This window comes from Sinorhizobium sp. NG07B, from assembly GCF_002532005.1.
Lineage (GTDB): Bacteria > Pseudomonadota > Alphaproteobacteria > Rhizobiales > Rhizobiaceae > Sinorhizobium > Sinorhizobium fredii_C.
Genome location: NZ_NWTD01000004.1, coordinates 113,822 through 137,043 on the forward strand (window position 1 = coordinate 113,822; position 23,222 = coordinate 137,043).

The window sequence follows — 23,222 nt, forward strand, 5'->3', positions numbered from 1 at the left end:
GGCGGCCCTTCATTTTCTCAATTCCAACATTGGCGAAGTGCCTCGCCTCGATTATCTACTGCACAAGGACTCTCGGATCGGACTCGGTTCGAAGGGATCGCATTGTAAGCGTGGGCAGCACCGTCCCGTCCCAACAGGCGGTGAATAGCCGGCGCGGCAGAGAGAAGAGGGCGAGATGCCGGACGTGACCAGGGAAATGGTGCTGGAAAAGCTGCGGAGCGTGCGCGGCCCGGACATGGAAGGCAACATCGTCGATCTGGGCCTGGTCTCCGATGTGTTCATCTCCGACGGCAAGGCCTATTTTTCGATCACCGTGCCGGCGGATCGTGCGAAGGAGCTCGAACCGATGCGCGCCGCTGCCGAACGAGTCGTTCGGGAGATGCCGGGCGTGAAGGCGGCCATGGTCGCGCTGACTGCGGACCGCAAGGCGGCGGCTCAGGCGACCCCGGTAAAGCGGCCGGCGCCGCCTTCCGGGCAGGCTCACGCGCATGCTCCGCGGCCGGCCGGCGGCGCGCCGGCCAAAGCAGGTATCCCGGGCGTTGGCGCGATCATCGCGGTTGCCTCGGGGAAGGGCGGCGTCGGCAAGTCGACGACCTCGGTGAATCTGGCCCTGGCGCTTCAGGCGAACGGTCTCAAGGTCGGGTTGCTCGATGCCGATATCTATGGCCCGTCGATGCCGCGCCTCTTGAAGATTTCCGGCCGGCCGCAGCAGATCGAGGGGCGGCTTATCCGGCCGATGGAAAATTACGGACTGCCGGTGATGTCGATGGGATTCCTCGTCGACGAGGAGGTCGCGATGATCTGGCGCGGACCGATGATCCAGTCCGCTCTCCTGCAGATGCTGCGCGAGGTCGCCTGGGGCGAACTCGACGTGCTCGTCGTCGATATGCCTCCTGGCACTGGCGATGCGCAGTTGACGATGGCCCAGCAAGTGCCGCTCGCCGGCGCGGTTATTGTGTCGACGCCGCAGGATCTGGCGCTCGCCGATGCGCGCAAGGGAATTACCATGTTCCGCAAGGTCGAGGTGCCGGTGCTCGGAATCGTCGAGAACATGAGCTATTTCGTCGCTCCCGACACCGGCAAGCGCTACGATATTTTCGGCCATGGCGGTGCCCGCAAGGAGGCCGAACGCATCGGCGTGCCGTTCCTCGGCGAAGTCCCGCTCACCATGGGAATCCGGGAAACCTCGGATGCAGGCACACCCCTGGTGGTGTCCGATCCTGATGGTGAGGTCGCGCGAAACTACCGCAGCATCGCCGAACGGGTCTGGAAACAGCTCTCGGCCGGGAAGGCGAACAAAGGCCGGGCGATGCCGAACATCGTCTTCGAATAGACCATCGGTGGGGCAGAACCAGACCGCGCTATTTTTTCTTTCGCGGGAAGGTACCGCTTGCGGAAAATATGACGTAGGGTCCGGCACCGTTCGCAACGAGGCGTGATGTGCCGCCGAGGTCGGCATCTGCAAAAAGCATTGATTTTGCCCGAGTGTTGCGCCATATGGCTTGCCGCTCGCGCAGAGGCAGGCGCACACCGTCCCTCACCGGAGATTTCAGCCAAGGGGAGATGTCGTGGGGCGGAAGTCTGCATCAGATGAATCGGCATTGTGGAAATCCTGTGGCGGCTGATCGTTTCAATCCTTCATCCTTCTTTCCTGTCGGTCCTACCCAAAAGGCGGCCGCATGATCTCAGGCTATTGCGTCAATGGCGAAGCCGTCGCCCTTACGACGGCCGAACCGCCAGCCGCCCTGCGCCCGGAGATCGTCTGGATCGACCTCGTCGAGCCGACCAGGGCCGAAGAACACATGATGGAGGGGCTGCTCGGAATTTCCATTCCGACCCGCGACGATCTCAAGGGCATAGAGCCGTCGAGCCGCCTTTATGTCGAAGGGGGCGCCGTCTTCATGACCGCGTCGCTGGTTTATCGCAGCGAAACCCAGATTCCCGGCTTGACGGATGTAGGCTTCATCCTTTCCGGAGGCAGACTGGTGACGATCCGCTACGCGGAGCCGCGCGCCTTCGGCCTCTTCAAGGCGGGCTTGCATCGGATTCCCAACGGCTGCCGCAACGGCGTGGTGCTGCTGACCCGGCTGCTGGAAACGATCACCGACCGGACGTCGGAAATTCTCGAGCAGGCCGTCGTCAAGATCGATGACCTGTCGATCGAGGTGTTCGGCGACAGGGCTGCGGGCCGGCGCCGGCCGCCGCAATTTCTCGAAGCTCGCCTGCGCGATGTGGCGGGCCACCACAGGCTGGTTGCGAAGACGCGCGATAGCCTCGCTTCCCTGTCGCGGCTGCTCACCTTCCTCTACACCGTGCCGGAAGTGCAGGAGGACAAGGACAGCCGCGAGCTTTGCCGCTCGATCTCCAGGGATATCCAGTCGCTTTCCGAACATGCGGCCTTCATCTCGGGAAACATTACCTTTCTGCTCGATGCGTCGCTTGGTCTCATCAATGTCGAGCAGAATGCCATCATCAAGATCTTCTCGATCGCTTCGGTCGTCCTCCTGCCCCCTACGCTGGTTGCTTCGGTCTATGGCATGAACTTTCGCGTGATGCCGGAACTCGAATGGCAGTTCGGCTATCCCTGGGCGCTCGCGGCCATGGTGCTCTCGGCCGTGATCCCGTTTTTCTTCTTCCGCTGGAAAGGCTGGCTCTAAGGAGCCTGTTGGATACCATGTCTCAGTCGTCTGCCCCTGCCGCACATGGATCCGAGAACCTGCGCCGCCTGCTTGCGCTTGGGCTTGGCTCGATCGGCGTTGTCTATGGCGACATCGGCACGAGCCCGCTCTACGCTTTCCGCGAAGCGCTGCGCCCGGTCGCCCATGACGGCGTCACGGATGCGGAGATCATTGGCCTGATCTCGATGATGATCTGGTCGCTGACGATCATCGTGACGATCAAATACGTGCTCTTCCTGCTGCGGGCCGACAACCAGGGTGAGGGTGGCACGCTCTCGCTGCTCGCTCTTTTGATGAAGACAGCCAACGGTCACGCGCCGATTCTGTTCTTCATGGGCGTCGCGGGGGCGGCGCTCTTCATCGGCGACGCGATGATCACGCCGGCGCTCTCGGTCCTCTCTGCTGTCGAGGGCCTGAAACTGGTGACGCCGGCGCTTTCGGACTATGTCGTTCCCATTGCCGTCGTCATTCTGCTGCTTCTCTTCGCCGTCCAGTCGAAGGGCACGGCGGCCGTCTCGAATTTCTTCGGGCCGATCACGCTCGTCTGGTTCCTCGTCATGGGCGGGATCGGCCTCGTGCATATCGCCGACGATCTGTCGATCTTCGCCGCCTTCAACCCCCTTTATGCGGTGACATTCCTGTTCACTGAGGGCTATGTCGGCATCATTGTGCTGGGCGCCGTGTTCCTGACGGTGACGGGAGCGGAAGCGCTCTACGCCGATCTCGGCCATTTCGGCCGCCGGCCGATCCAATGGGCATGGTTCACCATCGTCTTCCCGGCCTTGACCCTGAACTATCTCGGCCAAGGCGCCTTCGTGCTCGAGCATCCGGAGGCCATGTCCGATCCGTTCTTCCTGATGTTCCCAAAATGGGCGCTGCTCCCAGTCGTCATACTTGCGACCGCAGCGACCATCATCGCAAGCCAGGCGGTGATCACCGGCGCCTTCTCGCTGACGCGCCAGGCGATCCATCTCGGCTTCCTGCCGCGCATGGCGATTTTCCATACGTCCGAAACCCACACCGGCCAGATCTATTTGCCCAATGTCAACACGCTGCTGATGTTCGGCGTCATGGCACTCGTATTCGTCTTCGGCTCCTCGGAATCGCTTGCGACCGCCTACGGCATCTCCGTGACCGGCGCCATGGTCGTGACGACGATGCTCGCCTTCGAGTTTCTGCGCGCGCGCTGGAACTGGTCCGGCTGGGGGGCCGCCGCCGCTTTGCTGCCGCTCCTCACGCTGGAGCTCGTCTTCCTAGGCGCGAACATGCTGAAGATCCATGACGGCGGCTATGTGCCGATCCTGATCGCGGCGACCTTCATCATCGTCATGTGGACCTGGAAGCGCGGCACGGAGATCCTCCACAACAAGACCCGCCATATCGACATTCCGCTCGCGAGCTTCATAAACTCGATCGAACGCAAGAGCGAGCACGGGCCGGTCGCCGTACCGGGCACGGCGATCTTCCTGACCAGCGATCCGGATTCGACGCCCGCCGCCCTCCTGCACAACATCAAGCACAACCACGTCCTGCACCAGCAGAACTTCATCCTGACGGTCCGCACCGCCAACACCCCGAAAGTGCCCAAGGAAGAGCGCGTCAGCGTCCTGCCGCTGTCGGAGCGCTTCACCCAACTCGAGATGCGGTTCGGCTATATGGAAACGCAGAACGTTTCCCAGGCGCTCGGCCTTTTCCGCAAATCCGGCCTGAAGTTCGACATCATGTCGACCTCCTTCTATCTCGGCCGCCGCAAGCTCGTGCCCGACGCCCAGTCGGGCATGCCGCACTGGCAGGATCGCCTCTTCATCGCGCTCGCCAATGCCGCCATCGATCCTTCCGACTATTTCCGCCTGCCGACCAACCGCGTCGTCGAACTCGGCTCCCACGTGATCATTTGACGAGCTTCGCCACTCAGCCGCATTAACCAAACATCAAGGTTAATGCTTCATTTTCGAGGCTCGAACGAAGCGACCCCGGGCAACCGTCCGGACGCTTCAAGATCTTAGCGTCCCTGCATGTCGTCGTCAGGCCGGTTTCAAATTAAAGCCGGCTTGCGAGAACGCGTGCGCCAGTAAGATTTGCGTGGAGCGGTATGATGCGTAGGAGTAAGCAGTCGCGTCGCAAGTTTCGCCTGTCCTTCTCCGCCTGGCGCGCGCCGGCCATCATCGGCCTCGCCATTTTCTTAGGCTTTCCGTCGGTCGCTGCCTATTCCGATCTCGCCACCTTTCTTTCTGGCATCAACCGGGGCGGCGAGCGTTGGCGCATGTATCTGACCCGGTCGCCGGCCGGATCGCTTCACGACGTCGACATGGTGTTTGCCGATCCGATCACGACCGGCGGGCTCGACGGCGGCGCCGGCATGACGCTCTCCGATGGCAGGCGCGTGGCCCTGACGGCCGAATCGAAGCATCAGGGCGGAACTCCCGACGAGGACCGCGTCACCCGCAAGCTGAAGAAGGGCCGAATCGTCGCCGTCACGCCGGTAACGCCGCCGAAGGACTTCAGCGCCGGCTCGATCCTGAAGCGCACGAGCTTCCTGATGGAGCCTGATTTCGACGGGGCGGAGAAGATGGCCTTCGCCAAGCCGAAGATCATTGGCAAGGAGATCGAGATCGCCACGGCCTTCTACCGCAGGAAGCCGCCGCGGCCGGACCCGGGCGTTTCGCCCATGCTTGCCAAGCTCGTGACCAACCGCGATGCCGACATCCTCGCCACTGCCTACGTCCGGCCGGAGCCGGACTATGCGCGTGAATCGCCTTTCGATTCGATCCTTCGCCAAGACAAGAACGGTGGACGGTTCATCCCGGACATCTCCCCCGACGATCATGCCTGGGCGGCGACGGCCTTGCCGGCGACGGTGTTCGGCAAGGAGGAGCAGACCTGTCTTGCCGAAGGCATCTACTTCGAGGCGCGCAGCGAATCGGTGAAGGGGCAGGCGGCAGTCGCCCAAGTGATTCTCAACCGGGTGCGCAATCCCACCTACCCGAAGACCATCTGCGGCGTCGTCTATCAGAACAAGGCCTGGCGCAACCGCTGCCAGTTCTCCTTCGCCTGCGACATGATCCGTGATCTCATCTATTCGCGTTCGCATTGGAAGACCGCAAAGGAGGTCGCGATGGCGGTCACCGCCGGAAAGATCTGGCTCCCGGAAGTCGGTTCTGCGACACACTACCATGCCACCTATGTGAAGCCCGCCTGGGCGAAGACCATGAAACGCGTGGGACAGATCGGTCTGCACATCTTCTATCGGACCTATGGCGGCGGCTGGAGTTGATCGGCCACAGGATTCCGCACAAGTCACGCCTGTGAGGCGAAGAGCGGCTCCGATGAATGAGGGCGATTCCCGGTGCAGCTTTGTCGCAGGTGCCGCAAATTTCCATTAAGCCGTTGAAAAACCTGGCAAACATTGTCCACCCTCTATGCCCCCGCATGCCTTGACTATGCGGGTGCCTAAAACTATGTTGCGCGCGACTTCAAATGGGGCCGAACCGTGGCTTGAGCACCGGCCGTTTGTATGACCGAGATCGCGTTCGACCGCGTGGGGCTGCAAAAGGGGAGCCATGTGACGGAGAAGCCGGAAGAAAGTCTGGAAGCGCGGCTGAAGCGCCTTGGTGAGGACATCGCGTCGAAGCGCGTGGATGTTTCGGACGAGGCGGAGGTTCGAAGCGCGGAGAGCCGCAAAGGCTACGCAGCAGCGATGAAGCTCTCGAGCGAGTTCATCGCCGGCATCGTGGTCGGGGCATTCCTGGGCTATCTTTTGGACCATTTTGCGGGTACAGGGCCGTGGGGCATGATCGTCCTCCTGCTTCTCGGTTTCTGTGCCGGTGTTTTGAATGTGCTGCGTTCTGCCGGTTTGGTGGCGACACCCGACCAGCGCGGAGGCGGTACTGATGATAGCAAGAAGGACGGTGACGGCGCCTGAGGCGCCGACCGGAAAACACGGTTTCCGCTTGCGGGCGGGCAGAACGAAAGAGAAGCGCGGTGTCAAACGATCCGACCCACCAGTTCCTGGTCAACAAGATTGTCCCGATCGAGATTGGCGGAATTGACTTTTCCTTCACCAATGCGTCGCTGTTCATGGTGGCGACCGTCGGTGCTGCCGCGGGCTTTCTCTACCTGACGACTTCTCAGCGCGGCGTCATCCCGACGCGCATGCAGTCGGTTTCTGAACTGTCCTACGAGTTCATCGCCTCGATGCTTCGCGAAGGGGCGGGCAGCCATGGGATGAAGTTCTTCCCGATGGTCTTCTCGCTGTTCATGTTCATCCTGACGGCGAACCTGCTCGGCATGTTCCCGTATTTCTTCACCGTCACCAGCCAGATCATCGTGACTTTCGCTCTCGCCGTCTTCGTGATCGGCACGGTCCTGCTCTACGGCTTCTACAAGCATGGTCTGGGCTTTCTCAAGCTCTTCGTGCCGCACGGCGTGCCGGGCGCGTTGCTGCCGCTCGTGGTGTCGATCGAAGTCATCTCTTTCCTATCCCGGCCCATCAGCCTCTCGGTCCGTCTCTTCGCAAACATGCTGGCCGGCCATATCACGCTGAAGGTCTTCGCAGGCTTCGTCGCCTCGCTCAGCGCTTTCGGTGCGCTCGGCGTCGGTGGCGCGATCCTGCCGCTCATCATGACCGTCGCTCTCACCGGTCTTGAGTTCCTCGTCGCCTTCCTCCAGGCCTATGTCTTTGCGGTACTGACCTGCATGTACCTCAACGACGCTGTCCACCCGGGAAGCCACTAAGGAATAACAGTCGCTCGCTTCCGGTCGGCTTCAGCCGCCCGGGGCGCAAATCCTAAGCCGCAACACCATTCGAAGGAGTCAATCATGGACGCGGAAGCAGCAAAGTTCTTGGGTGCAGGTCTTGCATGCCTTGGTATGGCCGGCACGGCTCTCGGCCTCGGCAACATCTTCGGCAACTATCTCGCTGGCGCTCTGCGCAATCCGTCGGCTGCTGACGGCCAGTTCGGCCGCCTCGTATTCGGCTTCGCCGTTACGGAAGCTCTGGGCATCTTCTCGCTGCTCGTAGCCCTGCTCCTCCTCTTCGCCGTCTAATAACGGCTGAAGGTTCGGCCGCGGTCCCTCGGGTTCGCGGCCGCGCATATCTTTAAGTGCACCTTGGAGGTGAGCATGTTTGTGACCGCGGCCTATGCCCAGCAGTCAACCACCACTGAAGGCGCCGAAGCACACGATGCCCCTGCGGCCGGTGAGGTGCACACCGAAACGGGTGTGGCCCACGAAGGCGAGCATGGTTCCGGCGTGTTCCCGCCCTTCGATTCGACTCATTTCGCTTCGCAGCTGCTCTGGCTGGCGATCACCTTCGGCCTTTTCTATCTCCTGATGTCGAAGGTCATCATTCCGCGCATTGGCGGGATTCTCGCAAAGCGCCATGACCGCATCGCCCACGATCTCGATGAAGCCTCCCGCCTAAAGGGCCAGGCCGATGCCGCGATCGCTTCCTACGAGCAGGAACTGGCGAATGCCAAGGCCGAGGGCCACTCGATTGCCGACACGGCCCGCGAAGACGCCAAGAGCAAGGCGAATGCCGACCGCGCGGCCGTGGAGGCCGAGCTCACAAAGAAGATCACCGCTGCCGAAGCGCGCATCGCCGAGATCAAATCCAAGGCGCTTGCCGATGTCGGCGCTATCGCCGAGGAGACGGCCACGGCCGTCGTCAAACAATTGATTGGCGGCAACGTCACGAAGACCGAGATCGCTGCGGCGGTCAAGGCGTCAGCCGGCAACTGAGGGGCAGGGAACAATGGCACTTGATGCGACTTTCTACGCCCTCGTCGGCTTGATCCTCTTCTTCGCTCTCATCGCCTATCTGAAGGTGCCGGGCAAGATCGCCGAAGCGCTCGACGCGCGTGCCGACAAGATCGGCAACGAACTTGCGGAAGCCAAGCGCCTGCGCGAGGAAGCCCAGGCCCTGGTTGCCGAATACCAGCGCAAGCGCAAGGATGCCGAGGCGGAAGCCGCCAACATCGTCGCTGCCGCCCAGCGCGAGGCGGAGATGCTGGCGGCGGAAGCCAGGCAGAAGACCGAGGACTACGTCACCCGCCGTACGGCCCTTTCCGAACAGAAGATCAAGCAGGCCGAAAGCGACGCAATCAACGCGGTTCGCGCGGCAGCCGTCGATCTCGCGATCAGCGCAGCCGAGAAAGTGCTTGCGACCAAGACCGACGCGAGCGCACAGGACGCCCTTTTCCAGAAGGCGCTCGGCGAGGTCAAGGGACGCCTGAACTAAGCTCCGAATTTACACTTCGCGCATTAAGAGCCCTGCTTCGGCGGGGCTTTTTCTTTGGCACGGGCACTAGGGAAGGGGTTCTTCGTCAGGAACTGACTTCGAGCGGTTCGGCGCTCATTGCCATGGGTTGCTCTTGCTCCTGCCGAAACGGGCGGAAGCTCATCCGATGCAGCGAACACGGTCCATGGCTGTCAATGGCGTTCCGGTGCCGGACCGTGGCATAGCCTGCGTGTATGGCAAAGCCGTAGGCGGGAAAGGTCGCGTCGGCGCGGGCCATCATGCGATCGCGGGTGACCTTCGCGACGATGGAGGCGGCAGCGATCGACACGGAGCGGGAATCGCCCTTGATGATCGCCTTCGCGTGGCAGGCGAGGCCCTGCGGAACGTCGCGGCCGTCGATGAGTGCGAAGCGCGCCGCCACGGACAGGCCGTCGATCGCGCGGCGCATGGCGTCGAGGCTTGCCTTGAGGATGTCGGTTGCGTCGATATGTGCCGCCGAGGACGAGGCGATCGACACGGTCGCCGTCGCCATGATCTCGTTGAACAAGGCCTCGCGCTGCTCGGCCGTCAGCAGTTTGCTGTCGTTGAGACCGGCCGGCACGGCCTCGGAATCGAGGATGACGGCTGCTGCCACCACCGGACCGGCAAGCGGGCCGCGGCCGGCTTCGTCGGCGCCGGCGACCGGCCAAAAACCATCCCGCTTGGCGGCGATTTCGAAGCTGAAGTCCGGAAGCACCGGCTCAAGTTGAAAAAGCGGGGAATCGGGCGACTTGCGACGTGACATGCGGGGGACCCTCGCATATTCGCCCGATTCCCTTCAAGCCCCCCGGTACGTGTGCGGCGGTAAACCGGGAGGAAAGCCAGCGCCATCCTGAGGCAAGGGTGGCGCCGGAACTGAATATGAGATGAGAGGGTCTTTTCGCTCCCCCACATATTCGCGGCTCGTCTCGCACCCTCCTAAAGCGCGTCGCGTTCAAACGCATTCACGCGGCGCGCTTTAGGTCTTTGTTTTTGTGCATGTCGTCATCCCAAAACCGCTGCACACTTTCGGGCGACATGCATTAAAGCAGCGACAGCTGCACTCCCATTCCCAGCGGCGGCACGAAGAGATCGTGCCGCAATTGGCGACGGGTGAGGTTGAGCTCCAGGCGCTTGGCGGCAAGTTCGAAGCGGCGGCCGATCTGCCAGGCATAGGGACCGGCGCCCTTCATCCGCTTGCCGAACTCGGCGTCATAATCCTTGCCGCCGCGCATCGAGCGGACGAGCGACATCACGTGTCTGTAGCGGTCCGGATAGTTTCTGAGCAGCCAGTCACGGAAGAGCGGGCTAACTTCCAGCGGCAGACGTAGGAGAACGTAGCTTGCTTCCGTAGCGCCCGCCGTTTTCGCGGCATCGAGCACCCGCTCTATCTCATGATCGTTGAGAGCGGGAATGATTGGTGCCACCATCACGCCGGCGGGAATGCCTACTTCAGAGATCGCGCGAATGGCTTCGAGCCGCTTTGGCGGTGTCGATGCCCGCGGCTCCATGGCACGCGCCAGCTTGCGGTCGAGGGTGGTCACGGAAATGCCGACGCGCGCCAGACCTTTTTCCGCCATCGGTGCGAGGAGATCGATGTCGCGCGTCACCAGCGCCGACTTGGTAACGATCATCACCGGGTGATTGGCGGCCTTCAGCACCTCGAGGATCTGGCGCATGATGCGCCACTCTTTCTCGATCGGCTGATAGGGATCCGTGTTGGTGCCGATCGCGATCGGCCGCACCTTATAATCCGGCCTCGCCAATTCCCGTTCCAGCAAGCGGGGCGCGTCCGGCTTGGCGAAGAGCTTCGATTCGAAATCAAGCCCTGACGAGAGCCCCATATAGGCATGCGTCGGCCGCGCGAAACAGTAGATGCAGCCGTGCTCGCAGCCTCTGTAAGGATTGATGGAACGATCGAAGGAGATGTCCGGCGACTCGTTGCGGGTGATGACGTTGCGGGGTTTTTCGACCTGAACTTCCGTCCTGAACGGCGGCAATTCCTCAAGCGTCTGCCAGCCGTCGTCGAACACTTCGCGCGTCCGCGGTTCGAAACGTCCGCTCATGTTGAGGGCGGCACCGCGTCCCCGCCGACGATCGACGTCTATTCTGGCACCCGTACCGGTGACGATCGCTTCAGCCAGCTCTGCGCTATTGCCGGGCGCAAAGGCACCCTGCCTGAGTTGAGGCAGCTCGGTCATGGAAATCTCCTCGGAACCGATTTGCGACTTCGTTCCGCTCTGATTATTTTCCTAGCGCATCGAAACGAACAAAGCAAGAACAAATATCGCTGTAGGTCGGGAATGCCCGAGGGAAGCAGCTAACCTCCCTTAAGAATTATGGTATTTGATGCAGCTATGCGCTAGGAGACGGTATGCTGACGATCATAATGGAGACACGCGACAACGAGGCGGAACTCGCGCAGACCTTGTCCGTGCTCGTCGCCGGGGCCGTCGAGGGGCTCGTCAGCGACGTGATCATTTTGGATCACGGCTCGAGAGATGGCTCGGTACACGTCGCCGATGCGGCCGGCTGCCGCTTCTGCGCCGAATGGGACCTCGCCGATGTGGTCCGTTCCGCGCGCGGTGATTGGCTGATGCTGCTCGAGCCGGGGGCCCGTCCGATAGGGCGCTGGGTGGACGAACTCATCGAATATCTGGCGCTCAACAAGGATCCGGCCCGGTTTTCACCATCGCGCATGCACAGGCGTCCGTTCTTCAAGCGCTTGTCGCAACGGGCCGCGCCGCTGGAAACCGGGTTTCTGCTGCGCAAGCAGGATGCCGTGGCTGTCGCGCGAGCCGATATGCAGCTCAGCGACATCGCCAATGCCCGGGCAGTCCGCAAGCTGGCGACCGAAATCGTTCCGGCCTGGGTTGCTCTCGGCAATCGATCTTTGGCTGCGCCTATTTGAAACAGTCCAAGTGCTGCAGCCACACAAGAGGGAAGTGCCTTGCGGCACCCCCTGAAACGATTCTCAAATGACCTTGCCTAGGAAAGGGCTTGCCATGCTGCTCCATCTCCTTGTGGTGGGGCATCATGTCGTATGACTCTCTAGCTCTTTCCACGGGGAAAACGGAAAGAGGCGTCTTCGCTTCGCCTTGTACGAATGCTCGCTAGGTGCATTGTTCCGGTGAGCTGACGAGTAGCAATCTAGCGAGTTCAACCATGCGTGGCTGTTCCAAACGGAACAGGGTCAGCCGCGTTTCAGGTGTTCGTCCAGCCGGGGCATGATCTCAACGAAGTTGCAGGGCATGTGCCGGTAGTCGAGCTGCTGTTTCAGGATTCCGTCCCAGGCGTCCTTGCAGGCGCCGGGCGAGCCGGGCAACACGAAGATAAAAGTGGCATTGGCAACGCCGGCCCTTGCCCGCGATTGAATTGTCGACGTGCCGATCTTGTCGTAGGAGATCCGGTGAAACACTTCCGAGAACCCATCCATACGTTTCTCGAATAGCGGCTCCAGCGCTTCGGGCGTCACGTCTCGGCCGGTGAAGCCGGTCCCGCCGGTGGTGATGACGACGTCGATCGCCGCATCCAGCGTCCAGGCCTTTACCTGATCGTAGATCTTCTGGCGGTCGTCGGGCACGATTGCGCGCGCTTCGAGCCGATGTCCGGCGTCGCGGATGCGTGCCTCGAGCGTGTCGCCCGATTTATCATCGGCGCGCGTGCGGGTATCGGAAACCGTGAGGACGGCGATCCCGACCGAAATGAAGGGACGTGTTTCGTCGATGCCGGGCATTGCCTATCCTCTCTTCCCCGCCGTTCGGGTGGCGTGAACGTACCACTCGGGATGATCGGCGGAAATGCGCTGCGCCGCCGCAGCCGCCCTTTCGTCGCTGTCGAACAGGCCGAAGCAGGTGGCGCCCGAACCGGACATCCGCACGAGTTTGGCTTCCATGGTTTGCAACGCAGCCGACACCGCCGCTATCGTCGGCTTCAGGGTTTGCGCCGGTCGCTCCAGATCGTTGCGCATACCGGCAAGCGCCGTCAGCCAGTCCGCCGCCGTGCGGGCGCCTTGCGGAAGGGTGAGGGGAGGGTTGCGCTTCTCGGCGAGCATCCGGAAGATGACCGGGGTCGAGACGGCAACGAGCGGATTGACGAGGACGATCGCAAAGGACGGCAGATCGGCAAGCGGGGCAAGCTCTTCGCCGATCCCCCGCGCAAGCAGCGGCCCGCCGTCGAGACACATGGGCACATCGGCACCAAGTTCGAGCGCGAGCTCCGCGAGCCTTTCCGGGGCGATCTCTGCTCTCCATAGGGAAAGCAGCCCCCGTAGCGTCGCAGCCGCGTCCGCCGAGCCTCCGCCGATGCCCGACGCTATCGGCAGGTTCTTCTCCAGGTGCAGATGCACGGGCCCCGCAGCATCGCCGCGTCCGGTCAGCTCCCGCCGCAAGAGGTCGCGGGCCCGCAGCACTAGATTGCCCGTACTGCCTTCCGCCGAAACCGGCAGATCGCGCGCGAAGGGACCAGACAGAGTGAAGCGGTCGGCATCCGCCGGCGAGAATGCCACCCGGTCGCCGCACTCCGCAAAAGTGACGACGCTTTCCAGACTATGATGTCCGTCGGCGCGCTGACCGACGACATGCAGTGCGAGATTGATCTTGGCCGGCGCCACGCGGGTCAGCGCGAAGCCGGCGATGCCGTCCGCCTGCATGCCGTCAGGATTTCTTGTCCGGCGCGGCAAGCTCAGGGCCCGGCTTTTTCGGCAGCGTCTCCTTGGCGTCCGCCGCGGCTGGAACGTTCTGCTTGAGCGGCGGCAGGCCCTTCTCGATCTTGGCCTTGATCTTCGGAACTTCCGCTTCCTCGGGCTTCATTTCGAGAGCCTGGTTCCACTGGAAGACGGCCTCGAGCTTGCGACCGACCCGCCAATAAGCATCGCCGAGATGGTCGTTGATCGTCGGGTCGCCGGCCATCAGCTCGGCGGCGCGCTCCAATTCGGTCACCGCCTCGTCGAAGCGGTTCATGCGGAAATAGGCCCATCCGAGCGAGTCGACGATGTAACCGTCGTCGGGCTTCAGCTCGACCGCCTTGCGGATCATCTCCAAGCCCTTGTCGAGGTTGATGTTCATGTCGACCCACGAATAGCCGAGATAGTTCAGGACCTGCGGCTGGTTCGGATTGAGCTCAAGCGCCTTCAGGAAATTCGGCTCCGCCTTCGCCCAGACCTTCTGCCGCTCATAGGCGATCCCCCTCTGGAAGAACACCGTCCAATCGCTGCGCTTCGGCACCGGGCCGATCGCCTCGACGGCGCGGTCGTAAAGCTCGCCCATTTCCTTGTAGGCCTTGGCGTCGGAAAGCACGCTGCCATAGGCGAGATAGTTGCGGATGTTCTTCGGATCGACTTCGATCAGCGCCTGCAGGTGCTTCTTCGCCTCGTCGACCTTGCCGACGTCGGCCAGCGCCAGGCCGAGCTGAAGCTCGGAGATGCGGCGCATCGGGGAATCTGCCGGCACGCTCTTGTAAAGCGCGATCGCCTCTTCCTGCTTCTTCAGATTTTCGGCGATGCCGCCGAGCATGACCAGGATATCGGCGCTTTCCGGATCCAGGTGGCGGGCGGTCTGAAGATAAAGCGTGACGATGTCTTCCGCTCCCTCGCGGTTGAGGGCGCCGCCGATCGAGAAGAGGACGGCGGCAGCCCCTTGCGCGGCGTTGCGCACCTGTTGTTCCTGGTGCTCGCCCTTTTCGATGCTCTCCCTGAGCGCCTCGAGTGGCGTGTAGTTGTTGACCATGCTCTCGCCGACGGCAACCGTATCCAGCGCCTTCTGCTTGTTGCCCTCGCGGGCCTCGAAGCGGGCCAGCGCCTCGACCGCGCGCATGAACGTATCCGGTGCGGCACTGCCGCCTTCCCGGTCGAGAATGGCGTCGTTCAGCCTGGCACGGGCGGTTGCCTTGTCGCCGGCCACAAGGGCGATCGCGCCGGCGTGATAGTTCTTGAACACCCGGAACCACTCCGGCCCTTCGAGCGCCTTGATCTGCGCGACGGCCTCCTTGGGCCTGCCCTGGCCGGCCCGCGCCCAGGAGGAGAGCAAAGTGCTCATCAGCCGATCGAGATCGTTCGGGCCCTGATAGTTCAGGAGCTTCTGGGCGCTGCGATATTCGCGCTTGCGGATCGCCTCGATGGCCCGCACGGTTGTGGTGATCCGCTCGACGGCCGGATCGGCTTTCAACGCGTCGGCGATCTTGACCCCTTCATCGAACTTGCCGCTCATCAGCAGCGTGATCATCAGCCGCTGCTTGACCTCGGGATTGTCCGGTTCGAAGCGCAGGGCGATGCGGTAGAGCTCCGTCGCCGTTGCGAAGTCGCGATCGACGTCGGCCGTCCGTGCAGCCAGGAAGGCGCCGGCGAAGGTGTTGACGCTCCTGACGTCGAAAGGCCGGGCATCCTCTACGGCCGCTTTGTCTTCAGCGAAGGCCTGGTGGCTTCCGGTCACGCACAGAAGAGCCAGCATTGCCGCTCCGCCGAGCAGGCGGAGGAATGTATTATGCCGCATGTCAAACCTTTCGTTGCCGATCGTCTCGGCTCGCCGCGTCTCTGCTGGTTGTTCCGGAGTCGATCGCAAGTTGCCGAACGCAAGTCTTGAAGAATAGAATGGCTTTTTTGGCGCAACGCGGCAAGAAATTCCTCCCGCGGAGAATATTGCTCGTCGGCTGGCGCTCAGCTGAGCCGATCGATGCAGAAGTCGATCACCTCGATCAAGGCGGACTTCCAGGAAGAGGCCGGCAACGGCGCCAGAGCGTCGCGCGCAATCGTTCCATAGTGCTGGGCGCGGGCGATCGTGTCGGTCAATCCGCCGTAGCGGCGTATGAGGCCGAGGGCTTTGTCGAGGTTGGCCGCATCGCTGGCGCCGCCTTCGATCGCTTCGCGCCAGAAAGCTCGATCCTCCGGCGTGCCGCGCCGGTAGGAAAGGATGACCGGAAGGGTGATCTTTCCCTCGCGGAAGTCGTCGCCGACATTCTTGCCGAGATCGCTCGACGAGCCGCCATAGTCGAGAACGTCGTCGACCAGCTGGAAGGCGAGGCCGAGATTCATGCCGTAGGATTTCAGCGCATTGCGGTCGGACCGGCTGGCGCTCGCGACGATCGGTCCGACCTCCGCGGCGGCGGCAAAAAGCGCCGCGGTCTTGGCCCGGATGACCTGCAGGTAATCGTCTTCGGTTGTCTCCATGTTCTTGGCGACCGAGAGCTGCAGCACTTCGCCCTCGGCGATCACCGACGCGGCGGTCGACAGCACGTCGAGCGCGTCGAGCGAGCCGACGTCGACCATCATGCGGAACGCCTGGCCGAGCAGGAAGTCGCCTACGAGCACGCTCGCCTGATTGCCCCAGATCGTCCGCGCCGTCGACTTGCCGCGCCTAAGATTGCTTTCATCGACGACATCGTCGTGCAGCAGCGTCGCCGTATGCATGAACTCGACGCTTGTTGCGAGCTTGACATGGGCGTCGCCCTCGTAGCCGAACATCGAGGCTGCAGCGAGCGTCAGCATCGGCCGCAACCGCTTTCCGCCGGAGGAAATCAGGTGGTTGGCGACCTCCGGAATCATCTGCACGTCGGAGCCGGCTTTGGAGAGGATGAGCTGATTGACGCGCTCCATGTCGGACGCCGTCAGGTCGACGAGCGGCTTCACGGAAGCCTGTTTGTTTTTATTGTCTTCCAGCGGTATCACTACGCCCAACGCCCCGGACTCCTGCTTCGTTGTCGGGTCTGACAATAGAAAGCGGGACTTCGGGCGGCAAGAGGCGAATTGCCTCGTCCGGTGCAATTTAAGACGGGATCATTGAGACGAATGAAGGAATTGATCCGCACCAACGACGCCGTGCTGCTCTCCTTTGCGGAAAGCCTGATGAAGGATGCCGGCATTGCATGCCTGATTGCCGATCGGGACATGAGCATCCTCGAAGGCTCGCTCGGCCTCTTGCCACGCCGCTTTCTGGTGGCCGATGAGGACGCCGACAGAGCCCGGCGTATTCTCATCGATGCCGGCCTGGAAAAGGAACTGCGGCAATGACTCCCGGCCTGCCGGCCAGCGGCCGCCGGTTCGAGGCGTCGTTGCTGCAATGACGACGAGGACGACGACGGCGGAAACCGTGGACGCCTTTCACCGCGGGAAATTTCATCTGATCCAGCCGCTCGGCCAGGGCCATCGCTCCGGCATGGACGCGATGCTGCTTGCGGCACTCGTCTCGTGCGGGCGGCCGTGCCGCGTCGCTGATCTTGGTGCGGGCGCGGGTGCGGCCGGCATGGCGGTCGCCTCGCGGCTCGAAGAGGCAGAGGTCCTGCTCTTCGAGCGCTCGCCGATCATGGCGGACTTTGCCCGCCGCAGCCTTGCGCTGCCGGAGAACGCGCGCTTCGCGGCGCGGGTCGCGGTCCTCGAGGCGGATGTTTCGCTAAACGGCAAGGCGCGTGCCGCCGCCGGCCTTCCGGACGATGCCTTCGATCACGTGATCATGAACCCGCCGTTCAACGATGCGGCCGACCGCAGGACGCCCGATCGCCTCAAGGCGGAGGCGCATGCGATGAGCGACGATCTCTTCGAGACCTGGATCAAGACGGCCGGGGCGATCATGAAACCCGGCGGACAGCTTTCGCTGATCGCCCGTCCGGAATCGATCGCCGAGATCCTTGCCGCCTGCGGCCGCCGTTTTGGCGGCATCGAAATCACGCCGCTCCTGCCGCGTGCCGGCGAGAATGCGGTAAGGATCCTGGTGACGGCCATCAAGCAGAGTCGCAAGCGTTTGGTGCTTCGGGCGCCGCTGATCATGCATGCCGAAGGGACGCACCGTTTCGCGCCGGAGGTCGATGATCTCAACAATGGCCGCGCCGCCTATCACCGCCGATGATTAACGGCAAGCGTGCCATTGCGTTTGCGGCGCCAATGCATACATGCAGGTTCGGGTTCGTATCGGGCAGGAGTTGAAATGGCCGGATTCTTCAGAAAACTGATGCCAAGGCGTTTTCGCAAGGACGGGGTTGCGATTCCGACGATCCGGCTTCACGGTACCATCATGTCCGGGGGCGGGCAGTTCCGTCCGGTCCTCAATCTCGGGACCGTGGCGCCCCTTCTGGAAAAGGCTTTCTCCGTCAAGGAGGCGCCCGCCGTTGCCATTTCCGTCAATTCGCCCGGCGGCTCGCCCGTCCAGTCGCGGCTGATCTATCAGCGCATCCGCGATCTTGCGGAGGAGAAGAAGAAGCGCGTGCTGATCTTCGTCGAGGACGTCGCTGCCTCGGGCGGCTACATGATCGCGCTCGCCGGCGACGAGATCATCGCCGATCCGAGTTCGATCGTCGGTTCGATCGGCGTCGTGTCCGGCGGCTTCGGCTTTCCGGAGCTCCTGAAGAAGGTCGGCGTCGAGCGGCGCGTCTATACCGCCGGCGAGAACAAGGTCGTGCTCGACCCGTTCCAGCCGGAAAAGGAGCGCGACGTCGAGTTCCTCAAGAGCCTCCAGTTGGACATCCACGATACCTTCATCCAATTGGTCAAGGCCCGCCGCGGCTCGCTGCTTGCCGACCATCCCGATATATTTTCGGGTCTGTTCTGGACCGGGCGCCGCGGCCAGGAACTGGGCCTCGTCGATGGTCTCGGCGACATGCGCGGCGAAGTGAGGCGGCGCTATGGTGAGAAAGCCCGCCTGGAGCTCATTCAGCCGAGCCGCAGCCTATTCGGACGCCGCCAGCCCGGCGCGGCGGTGGATGGATCGATCGCCGCCCCCTTGGCGGCCTCGGCCGCTGCCGGCCTTATCGAGGCAATTGAGGAAAGGGCGCTTTGGGCACGCTTCGGCCTATGAGAGAATGGCTCCGGCATCTGGTCAGACGTGCAAGGCCGCTGTAACAAAAGCTGCTGCATCTCCTGTCCGACATTCCGTCTGATCCAAGGAGGAGCAGAGGAGAACCCATGCCGCAGATCATTCTGCTCTTGATCATTGCCCTGATCGCCTGGATCGGCTACCGCAAGTTCATAGGTGATGCCAAAAGAGTGACGCGTCAACAGGAACGCTTGCGCCGGGAGCGCCAGACCGGGGCCAACGGGACGCTCATCAAGGATCCGGAAACCGGGGAATACCGCCTGAAGCGCGAGGACGAGTGAGGTCTGCCGAATTCGTCGACCGATCTGCCGTCCGGCCAAGGCGCTTGACCCTTGACCTGCGGCATGGCACCTGTCCCGGCAAGATTTCGATGAATTCGGACGTGATCCATGACCACTGCCTCCCTGCCGGACCATATGAACCCGAAGCGCTCCTTTCAGGCCCTGATCCTTACGCTGCACAACTACTGGGCCGACAAGGGCTGCGCCGTGCTTCAGCCCTATGACATGGAGGTTGGGGCCGGTACGTTCCATCCGGCGACGACGCTACGCGCGCTCGGGCCGAAGCCGTGGCGGGCGGCCTATGTCCAACCGTCGCGCCGCCCGACCGATGGCCGCTACGGCGAGAACCCCAACCGGCTCCAACACTACTACCAGTATCAGGTTCTTCTGAAGCCGAATCCGTCCAACCTTCAGGAACTCTACCTCGGCTCGCTGGAAGCGATCGGCCTCGATCCGCTGCTGCACGACATCCGCTTCGTCGAGGACGATTGGGAAAGCCCGACGCTCGGCGCCTGGGGGCTTGGCTGGGAGTGCTGGTGCGACGGCATGGAAGTCTCGCAGTTCACCTATTTCCAGCAGGTCTGCGGCATCGAGTGCTCGCCGGTTTCCGGCGAGTTGACCTATGGCCTTGAGCGCCTGGCGATGTATGTCCAGGGCGTCGACAATGTCTACGACCTGAATTTCAACGGCCGCGAGGGTGCCGAGAAGATCACTTATGGCGACGTATTCCTGCAGGCCGAGCAGGAATATTCGCGGCACAATTTCGAATATGCCAACACGGCGATGCTGCATCAGCACTTCATCGACGCCGAGAAGGAGTGCATGGCGCTGCTCGCCGCCGGCGCGCCCGGCGACGCCAGCAACAACCGCCTGCACAAATGCGTTCTCCCCGCCTATGACCAGTGCATCAAGGCGAGCCACGTCTTCAATCTCTTGGATGCCCGCGGCGTCATCTCCGTGACCGAACGGCAGAGCTATATCCTACGGGTGCGCACGCTTGCCAAAGCCTGTGGTGAGGCCTTTCTGCTGACCGACGCTGGGGGTGCGAACGCAGCGAGAGACGCGGCCTGATCAGGCGAGCCTGATCTTTCGGCCGCATGGCATGGTGGGGTGCCTCTTCTCGGAGGTCCGCGCGCCGGAAGCCGACACCATGTTCTGCAGGCAAAAGAACTCGCTGCCATCGAGCCGCCACATCGGCTCCAGCCTCATCGAGGCGCTGTTCGTCAACTCGCCGGCATAGATCTGTAATGCGCGGCGAACGCCGGTCGGCCTCTCGACCGGGGCTGCGCTCGCATGGGCAGCGAAGAGCGCCGTAAAGGCGACAACGTTGATGAAAGTGGCGAGCGAGCCCATGGTCCTGTCTGCGTGCTGTGGTTGTTTGATGATCTGAGTATCGGCCATCGGCGGCCATCGTGCCGTTACCCGCGGAACAACTCGGTGCCTGGCGACGTCGCTACATCGAGAAGGGGCAAGGCGGCGCTTTTTGACAGGCCCCGGCTGGTGGTCGGCAATCGTGCGGATGAGCCGGTTCGGCCGCGGACATGCCTTGGAATTGGAGCGGGGAAATCTGCGCTTTTTGCCTGCGCGTCCAGTATCTCGAAGGCGGAGTCGGTGTTAACCTCCCGCGGGTTTCGAAGGAGGGCATTTCATGATCGGGCTGGCAATCGGGGTCGCCGTGATCCTGTACCTGGTGTTCGTCTACAACGGCCTCGTCAAGGCGCGGCAGATGGCGGAAGAGGCCTGGTCCGGCATCGACGTGCAGTTGAAGCGCCGCGCCGACCTCATCCCCAACCTGATCGAGACGGTGAAGGGCTATGCGGCACACGAGAAGACGACGCTCGAGGAAGTCGTGGCCCTGCGCAACCGGGCCCAGGCTGTCCCCGAGGGCGATGTCGCCGCGCGAGCGGCAGCCGAGGGGGCGCTCTCGCAGGCGCTCGGCCGTGTCTTTGCGCTCGCAGAAGCCTATCCGGATCTGAAGGCGAATGAGAACTTCGCCGAGCTACAGGGCTCGCTGGAAACGATCGAAGGCGAGATCCAGATGTCGCGCCGCTATTACAACGGTGCCGCCCGGGACCTCAACGTCAAGGTCGAAAGCTTCCCGTCCAACCTGATCGCCAGCGCTTTCCGCTTTGCCAAGGCCAGCTATTTCGAGATCACCAACGAAGCGGATCGCGCCGTGCCGTCGGTCAAGTTTTGAGACGGTCCGGAAGAGGAAATCCCGATGAAGCGGCTTCTGGCGGCGCTTTCTTTCGTGCTTATCGTGCTCGCCGCATCGTGCCCGGCTGCGGCGGAAGAGATCATCTCGTCCTATCATTCGGTCATCGACGTCGCCAAGGACGGCACCCTCACGGTGACCGAAACGATAACCGCGAATGTCGAGGGCAAACAGATCCGCCGCGGCATCTATCGTGACTTTCCGCTAACCTTTATCGACCCGAACGGCCGCCGCGTCCGGGCGGATTTCAAGCTCGTATCCGTCGAACGTGATGGCGAGCAGGAGGAGTACCGGACCGAATCGATCAGCGACGGCATCCGTATCTATACCGGCAATGCCGAGGTCTTCCTGCCGCGCGGCGAGCATATATTTCAGATCACCTATGAGACCGGCCGCCAGATACGCTTCTTCAACGATCACGACGAGCTCTACTGGAACGTCACCGGTACCGGATGGGCCTTCCCGATCGAGGAGGCGACCGCCACCGTGACTCTGCCGGATGGCGTCGTGGCCCAGGCGCTCGACGTCTTTACCGGCGGCTACGGCGCCACCGGCAAGGACGCGCGCGCGGTCGAGGAGGGAGGCGAGGTCTTCTTTGCCACCACGCGCAGGCTTCGACCGCAGGAGGGCCTGACCATCGCGATCAAGCTGCCGAAGGGCAGCATCGACCAGCCGAGTGCCTCCCAGCAGAACATCTGGTGGCTGCGCGACCACCTGGCGCTTGTCATCGCCGGCGCCGGCCTTGTCGTCGTGAGCCTCTATTACGGGCGGGCCTGGCTGCGCGTCGGGCGCGATCCCGCCCGCGGCGTGATGGTTCCGCGTTGGGATCCGCCGGACGGCATTTCGCCGGCCCTCGTCAATTACATCGACAACAAGGGATTTTCCGGCGAGGGCTGGACGGCGCTCTCGGCTGCGGTGCTCGACCTGGCGGTGAAGGGATATGTCGTCCTCGACGATCTGAAGAGTGCCATCGTCGTCTCGGCGACGGGCAAGAGCGGCGGTGAAAAGCTCCCGGCGGGCGAGGCGGCGCTGATGAAGGCGGTCAAGGCGGCCGGCGGCACGCTCAAGATCGATCGGGCGAACGGCAAGGCGGTGGCAGCCGCCGGTTCCAGCTTCCGCAGCGCCATGGAGCGCGAGCACCGCGGCAAATACTACCGGGCCAATATCGGCTACATCATCGGTGGCGCGGTGCTTTCGATCGTTGCGCTGGCGGGGCTTTTCATTTTCGGCCACCTCAGCGAAGAGACCATTCCCTTTCTCATCGTCCCGGTGTTTTTCGCCGTGTTCGTCTCCGGTTTTGCCGTTTCGGTCGGCAAGTCCCTGAGGCGCGGAGCGAGCCTCATGCGGCGCATCCTGTCGATCGTCGCGCTGGCCTTCATCGGCTTCGTCCTGTTCGCCGTCTTTTCGAGCATTCTGGCGGTCCTCTTCATTTCGGCAACCGAACCGGACGACCTGCCGCTGTTTTTCGCGGTCGGCGGCATCGTGCTCGTCAACGGCCTCTTCTATTACCTGATGGGAGCGCCGACGCCGCTCGGCAGCCGGATGATGGACGGTATTGATGGGCTCCGGCAATATATGACGCTTGCCGAGCAGGATCGGCTGAACATGCAGGGCGCGCCGGAAATGTCGCCGCGGCATTTCGAGACGCTCTTGCCCTATGCTGTGGCGCTCGGCGTCGAGAAGCCATGGACCGAGACGTTCGATCGTTGGCTGCTGGCGGCAGCCGGAGGGGCGGCAGCCGCCGCCTACCAGCCGAGCTGGTATCAGGGCGATTCTTTCGGCCCTGGATCTTTCTCCGACACGATCGGCGGCTTCGCCGGCTCGATGGCTGATACCATGACGTCATCGCTGCCGCCTCCGCCCAAGAGTTCGTCCTCCGGCTTCTCTTCCGGCGGCGGCTTTTCCGGCGGCGGCGGTGGTGGTGGCGGTGGCGGCGGCTGGTAGGAAGCCAATTTCCTCGCCGCACTTGATGACATTTTCGCCCCGGCTTGCTAA

Annotated in this window: 24 protein-coding genes; 17 read left to right on the forward strand and 7 right to left on the reverse strand. The window is 62.7% G+C overall.

Translation table 11 applies throughout. The features are described from left to right. Nucleotides 1-175 precede the first annotated feature (175 nt). The 9 genes from CO664_RS15195 (at nt 176) to CO664_RS15240 (ending at nt 8,916) form a co-directional block, all read left to right on the forward strand. Nucleotides 176-1,333, forward strand: a complete 1,158-nt coding sequence (locus CO664_RS15195; RefSeq protein ID WP_097539256.1) for an Mrp/NBP35 family ATP-binding protein — start codon at nt 176-178, stop codon at nt 1,331-1,333. 346 nt (nt 1,334-1,679) lie between these two features. Next, nucleotides 1,680-2,657, forward strand: coding sequence for a magnesium transporter CorA family protein (locus tag CO664_RS15205; RefSeq protein WP_037413296.1), 978 nt, complete (start codon nt 1,680-1,682; stop codon nt 2,655-2,657). Nucleotides 2,658-2,674: 17 nt separating this feature from the next. Then, entirely contained in the window at nt 2,675-4,576 is a 1,902-nt protein-coding gene (locus CO664_RS15210) for a potassium transporter Kup (RefSeq protein WP_097539257.1), read from the forward strand. 197 nt (nt 4,577-4,773) lie between these two features. After that, entirely contained in the window at nt 4,774-5,952 is a 1,179-nt protein-coding gene (locus CO664_RS15215) for a cell wall hydrolase (RefSeq protein ID WP_037413370.1), read from the forward strand. Nucleotides 5,953-6,240: 288 nt separating this feature from the next. Next, a complete protein-coding gene (locus CO664_RS15220; RefSeq protein ID WP_097526388.1) occupies nt 6,241-6,600 on the forward strand; it encodes an AtpZ/AtpI family protein in 360 nt (119 codons plus the stop codon). 59 nt (nt 6,601-6,659) lie between these two features. Then, the gene (locus CO664_RS15225) at nt 6,660-7,412 is read left to right on the forward strand and encodes a F0F1 ATP synthase subunit A (RefSeq protein ID WP_097539258.1); all 753 of its coding nucleotides are present in this window, start codon (nt 6,660-6,662) and stop codon (nt 7,410-7,412) included. An 84-nt stretch (nt 7,413-7,496) separates the two neighbouring features. Then, complete coding sequence (locus CO664_RS15230) at nt 7,497-7,724, forward strand: F0F1 ATP synthase subunit C (protein WP_026612986.1); 228 nt, start codon at nt 7,497-7,499, stop codon at nt 7,722-7,724. Nucleotides 7,725-7,799: 75 nt separating this feature from the next. Beyond that, nucleotides 7,800-8,417 (forward strand): F0F1 ATP synthase subunit B, encoded by a 618-nt coding sequence (locus CO664_RS15235; RefSeq protein WP_037413300.1) that lies wholly within the window; start codon nt 7,800-7,802, stop codon nt 8,415-8,417. A 13-nt stretch (nt 8,418-8,430) separates the two neighbouring features. Beyond that, entirely contained in the window at nt 8,431-8,916 is a 486-nt protein-coding gene (locus CO664_RS15240; protein WP_037413301.1) for a F0F1 ATP synthase subunit B, read from the forward strand. 85 nt (nt 8,917-9,001) lie between these two features. On the opposite strand, the gene CO664_RS15245 is transcribed toward CO664_RS15240, so the two are convergent. Further along, on the reverse strand, nt 9,002-9,700 hold the full coding sequence (locus CO664_RS15245) for a ribonuclease HII (protein WP_097539259.1): 699 nt from the start codon (nt 9,698-9,700) through the stop codon (nt 9,002-9,004). A 277-nt stretch (nt 9,701-9,977) separates the two neighbouring features. Further along, nucleotides 9,978-11,135 (reverse strand): PA0069 family radical SAM protein, encoded by a 1,158-nt coding sequence (locus CO664_RS15250; RefSeq protein WP_097539260.1) that lies wholly within the window; start codon nt 11,133-11,135, stop codon nt 9,978-9,980. 173 nt (nt 11,136-11,308) lie between these two features. On the opposite strand from CO664_RS15250, the gene CO664_RS15255 reads away from it, so the two are divergent. Continuing rightward, nucleotides 11,309-11,845: a glycosyl transferase gene (locus CO664_RS15255; protein ID WP_037413304.1), complete on the forward strand. Its 537-nt coding sequence runs from the start codon at nt 11,309-11,311 to the stop codon at nt 11,843-11,845. A 282-nt stretch (nt 11,846-12,127) separates the two neighbouring features. Here CO664_RS15255 and moaB read toward each other — a convergent pair whose 3' ends face one another. From moaB to CO664_RS15275, 4 genes are all read right to left on the reverse strand, one after another. After that, nucleotides 12,128-12,670: a molybdenum cofactor biosynthesis protein B gene (moaB, locus tag CO664_RS15260; protein WP_097539261.1), complete on the reverse strand. Its 543-nt coding sequence runs from the start codon at nt 12,668-12,670 to the stop codon at nt 12,128-12,130. Between the two features lie 3 nt (nt 12,671-12,673). Further along, entirely contained in the window at nt 12,674-13,585 is a 912-nt protein-coding gene (locus CO664_RS15265; protein WP_176536601.1) for a 4-(cytidine 5'-diphospho)-2-C-methyl-D-erythritol kinase, read from the reverse strand. A 4-nt stretch (nt 13,586-13,589) separates the two neighbouring features. Continuing rightward, nucleotides 13,590-15,422 carry a tetratricopeptide repeat protein gene (locus tag CO664_RS15270; protein WP_037413308.1) on the reverse strand — a complete coding sequence of 611 codons (1,833 nt, stop codon included), beginning with the start codon at nt 15,420-15,422 and terminating at the stop codon, nt 13,590-13,592. A gap of 164 nt (nt 15,423-15,586) precedes the next feature. Continuing rightward, nucleotides 15,587-16,603 (reverse strand): polyprenyl synthetase family protein, encoded by a 1,017-nt coding sequence (locus CO664_RS15275; protein ID WP_037413309.1) that lies wholly within the window; start codon nt 16,601-16,603, stop codon nt 15,587-15,589. A 111-nt stretch (nt 16,604-16,714) separates the two neighbouring features. Here CO664_RS15275 and CO664_RS15280 point away from each other — a divergent pair, with 111 nt between their 5' ends. The 5 genes from CO664_RS15280 to CO664_RS15300 all read left to right on the forward strand — a co-directional run bounded on the left by CO664_RS15280 (nt 16,715) and on the right by CO664_RS15300 (nt 20,083). Beyond that, nucleotides 16,715-16,936 (forward strand): DUF2007 domain-containing protein, encoded by a 222-nt coding sequence (locus CO664_RS15280; RefSeq protein WP_037413311.1) that lies wholly within the window; start codon nt 16,715-16,717, stop codon nt 16,934-16,936. A gap of 49 nt (nt 16,937-16,985) precedes the next feature. Further along, entirely contained in the window at nt 16,986-17,768 is a 783-nt protein-coding gene (locus tag CO664_RS15285; RefSeq protein ID WP_097526322.1) for a tRNA1(Val) (adenine(37)-N6)-methyltransferase, read from the forward strand. Nucleotides 17,769-17,846: 78 nt separating this feature from the next. Beyond that, a complete protein-coding gene (locus tag CO664_RS15290) occupies nt 17,847-18,713 on the forward strand; it encodes a S49 family peptidase (protein WP_037413314.1) in 867 nt (288 codons plus the stop codon). Nucleotides 18,714-18,820: 107 nt separating this feature from the next. Continuing rightward, nucleotides 18,821-19,012, forward strand: coding sequence for a hypothetical protein (locus CO664_RS15295; RefSeq protein WP_097539263.1), 192 nt, complete (start codon nt 18,821-18,823; stop codon nt 19,010-19,012). A 108-nt stretch (nt 19,013-19,120) separates the two neighbouring features. Further along, nucleotides 19,121-20,083 carry a glycine--tRNA ligase subunit alpha gene (locus CO664_RS15300; RefSeq protein WP_037413317.1) on the forward strand — a complete coding sequence of 321 codons (963 nt, stop codon included), beginning with the start codon at nt 19,121-19,123 and terminating at the stop codon, nt 20,081-20,083. Here the strand turns inward: CO664_RS15300 and CO664_RS15305 are convergent, their stop codons facing one another. After that, a complete protein-coding gene (locus tag CO664_RS15305; RefSeq protein ID WP_097539264.1) occupies nt 20,084-20,365 on the reverse strand; it encodes a hypothetical protein in 282 nt (93 codons plus the stop codon). It lies immediately after the preceding gene. Between the two features lie 295 nt (nt 20,366-20,660). On the opposite strand from CO664_RS15305, the gene CO664_RS15310 reads away from it, so the two are divergent. Both CO664_RS15310 and CO664_RS15315 read left to right on the forward strand, forming a co-directional pair. Then, a complete protein-coding gene (locus CO664_RS15310; protein WP_097526321.1) occupies nt 20,661-21,209 on the forward strand; it encodes a LemA family protein in 549 nt (182 codons plus the stop codon). A gap of 24 nt (nt 21,210-21,233) precedes the next feature. Further along, nucleotides 21,234-23,171: a DUF2207 domain-containing protein gene (locus CO664_RS15315; protein WP_097526320.1), complete on the forward strand. Its 1,938-nt coding sequence runs from the start codon at nt 21,234-21,236 to the stop codon at nt 23,169-23,171. The last annotated feature ends 51 nt before the right edge of the window (nt 23,172-23,222 follow it).

Bases quoted from the DNA above. Each gene is read 5' to 3' on its own strand.
- CO664_RS15230 (WP_026612986.1), top strand. From the start codon at position 7,497: ATGGACGCGGAAGCAGCAAAGTTCTTGGGTGCAGGTCTTGCATGCCTT.
- CO664_RS15270 (WP_037413308.1), bottom strand. From the start codon at position 15,422: ATGCGGCATAATACATTCCTCCGCCTGCTCGGCGGAGCGGCAATGCTG.
- CO664_RS15210 (WP_097539257.1), top strand. From the start codon at position 2,675: ATGTCTCAGTCGTCTGCCCCTGCCGCACATGGATCCGAGAACCTGCGC.
- CO664_RS15240 (WP_037413301.1), top strand. From the start codon at position 8,431: ATGGCACTTGATGCGACTTTCTACGCCCTCGTCGGCTTGATCCTCTTC.
- CO664_RS15265 (WP_176536601.1), bottom strand. From the start codon at position 13,585: ATGCAGGCGGACGGCATCGCCGGCTTCGCGCTGACCCGCGTGGCGCCG.
- CO664_RS15250 (WP_097539260.1), bottom strand. From the start codon at position 11,135: ATGACCGAGCTGCCTCAACTCAGGCAGGGTGCCTTTGCGCCCGGCAAT.
- CO664_RS15245 (WP_097539259.1), bottom strand. From the start codon at position 9,700: ATGTCACGTCGCAAGTCGCCCGATTCCCCGCTTTTTCAACTTGAGCCG.
- CO664_RS15215 (WP_037413370.1), top strand. From the start codon at position 4,774: ATGCGTAGGAGTAAGCAGTCGCGTCGCAAGTTTCGCCTGTCCTTCTCC.
- moaB (WP_097539261.1), bottom strand. From the start codon at position 12,670: ATGCCCGGCATCGACGAAACACGTCCCTTCATTTCGGTCGGGATCGCC.
- CO664_RS15195 (WP_097539256.1), top strand. From the start codon at position 176: ATGCCGGACGTGACCAGGGAAATGGTGCTGGAAAAGCTGCGGAGCGTG.
- CO664_RS15205 (WP_037413296.1), top strand. From the start codon at position 1,680: ATGATCTCAGGCTATTGCGTCAATGGCGAAGCCGTCGCCCTTACGACG.
- CO664_RS15310 (WP_097526321.1), top strand. From the start codon at position 20,661: ATGATCGGGCTGGCAATCGGGGTCGCCGTGATCCTGTACCTGGTGTTC.
- CO664_RS15280 (WP_037413311.1), top strand. From the start codon at position 16,715: ATGAAGGAATTGATCCGCACCAACGACGCCGTGCTGCTCTCCTTTGCG.
- CO664_RS15305 (WP_097539264.1), bottom strand. From the start codon at position 20,365: ATGGGCTCGCTCGCCACTTTCATCAACGTTGTCGCCTTTACGGCGCTC.
- CO664_RS15235 (WP_037413300.1), top strand. From the start codon at position 7,800: ATGTTTGTGACCGCGGCCTATGCCCAGCAGTCAACCACCACTGAAGGC.
- CO664_RS15295 (WP_097539263.1), top strand. From the start codon at position 18,821: ATGCCGCAGATCATTCTGCTCTTGATCATTGCCCTGATCGCCTGGATC.
- CO664_RS15315 (WP_097526320.1), top strand. From the start codon at position 21,234: ATGAAGCGGCTTCTGGCGGCGCTTTCTTTCGTGCTTATCGTGCTCGCC.
- CO664_RS15300 (WP_037413317.1), top strand. From the start codon at position 19,121: ATGACCACTGCCTCCCTGCCGGACCATATGAACCCGAAGCGCTCCTTT.
- CO664_RS15255 (WP_037413304.1), top strand. From the start codon at position 11,309: ATGCTGACGATCATAATGGAGACACGCGACAACGAGGCGGAACTCGCG.
- CO664_RS15290 (WP_037413314.1), top strand. From the start codon at position 17,847: ATGGCCGGATTCTTCAGAAAACTGATGCCAAGGCGTTTTCGCAAGGAC.
- CO664_RS15285 (WP_097526322.1), top strand. From the start codon at position 16,986: ATGACGACGAGGACGACGACGGCGGAAACCGTGGACGCCTTTCACCGC.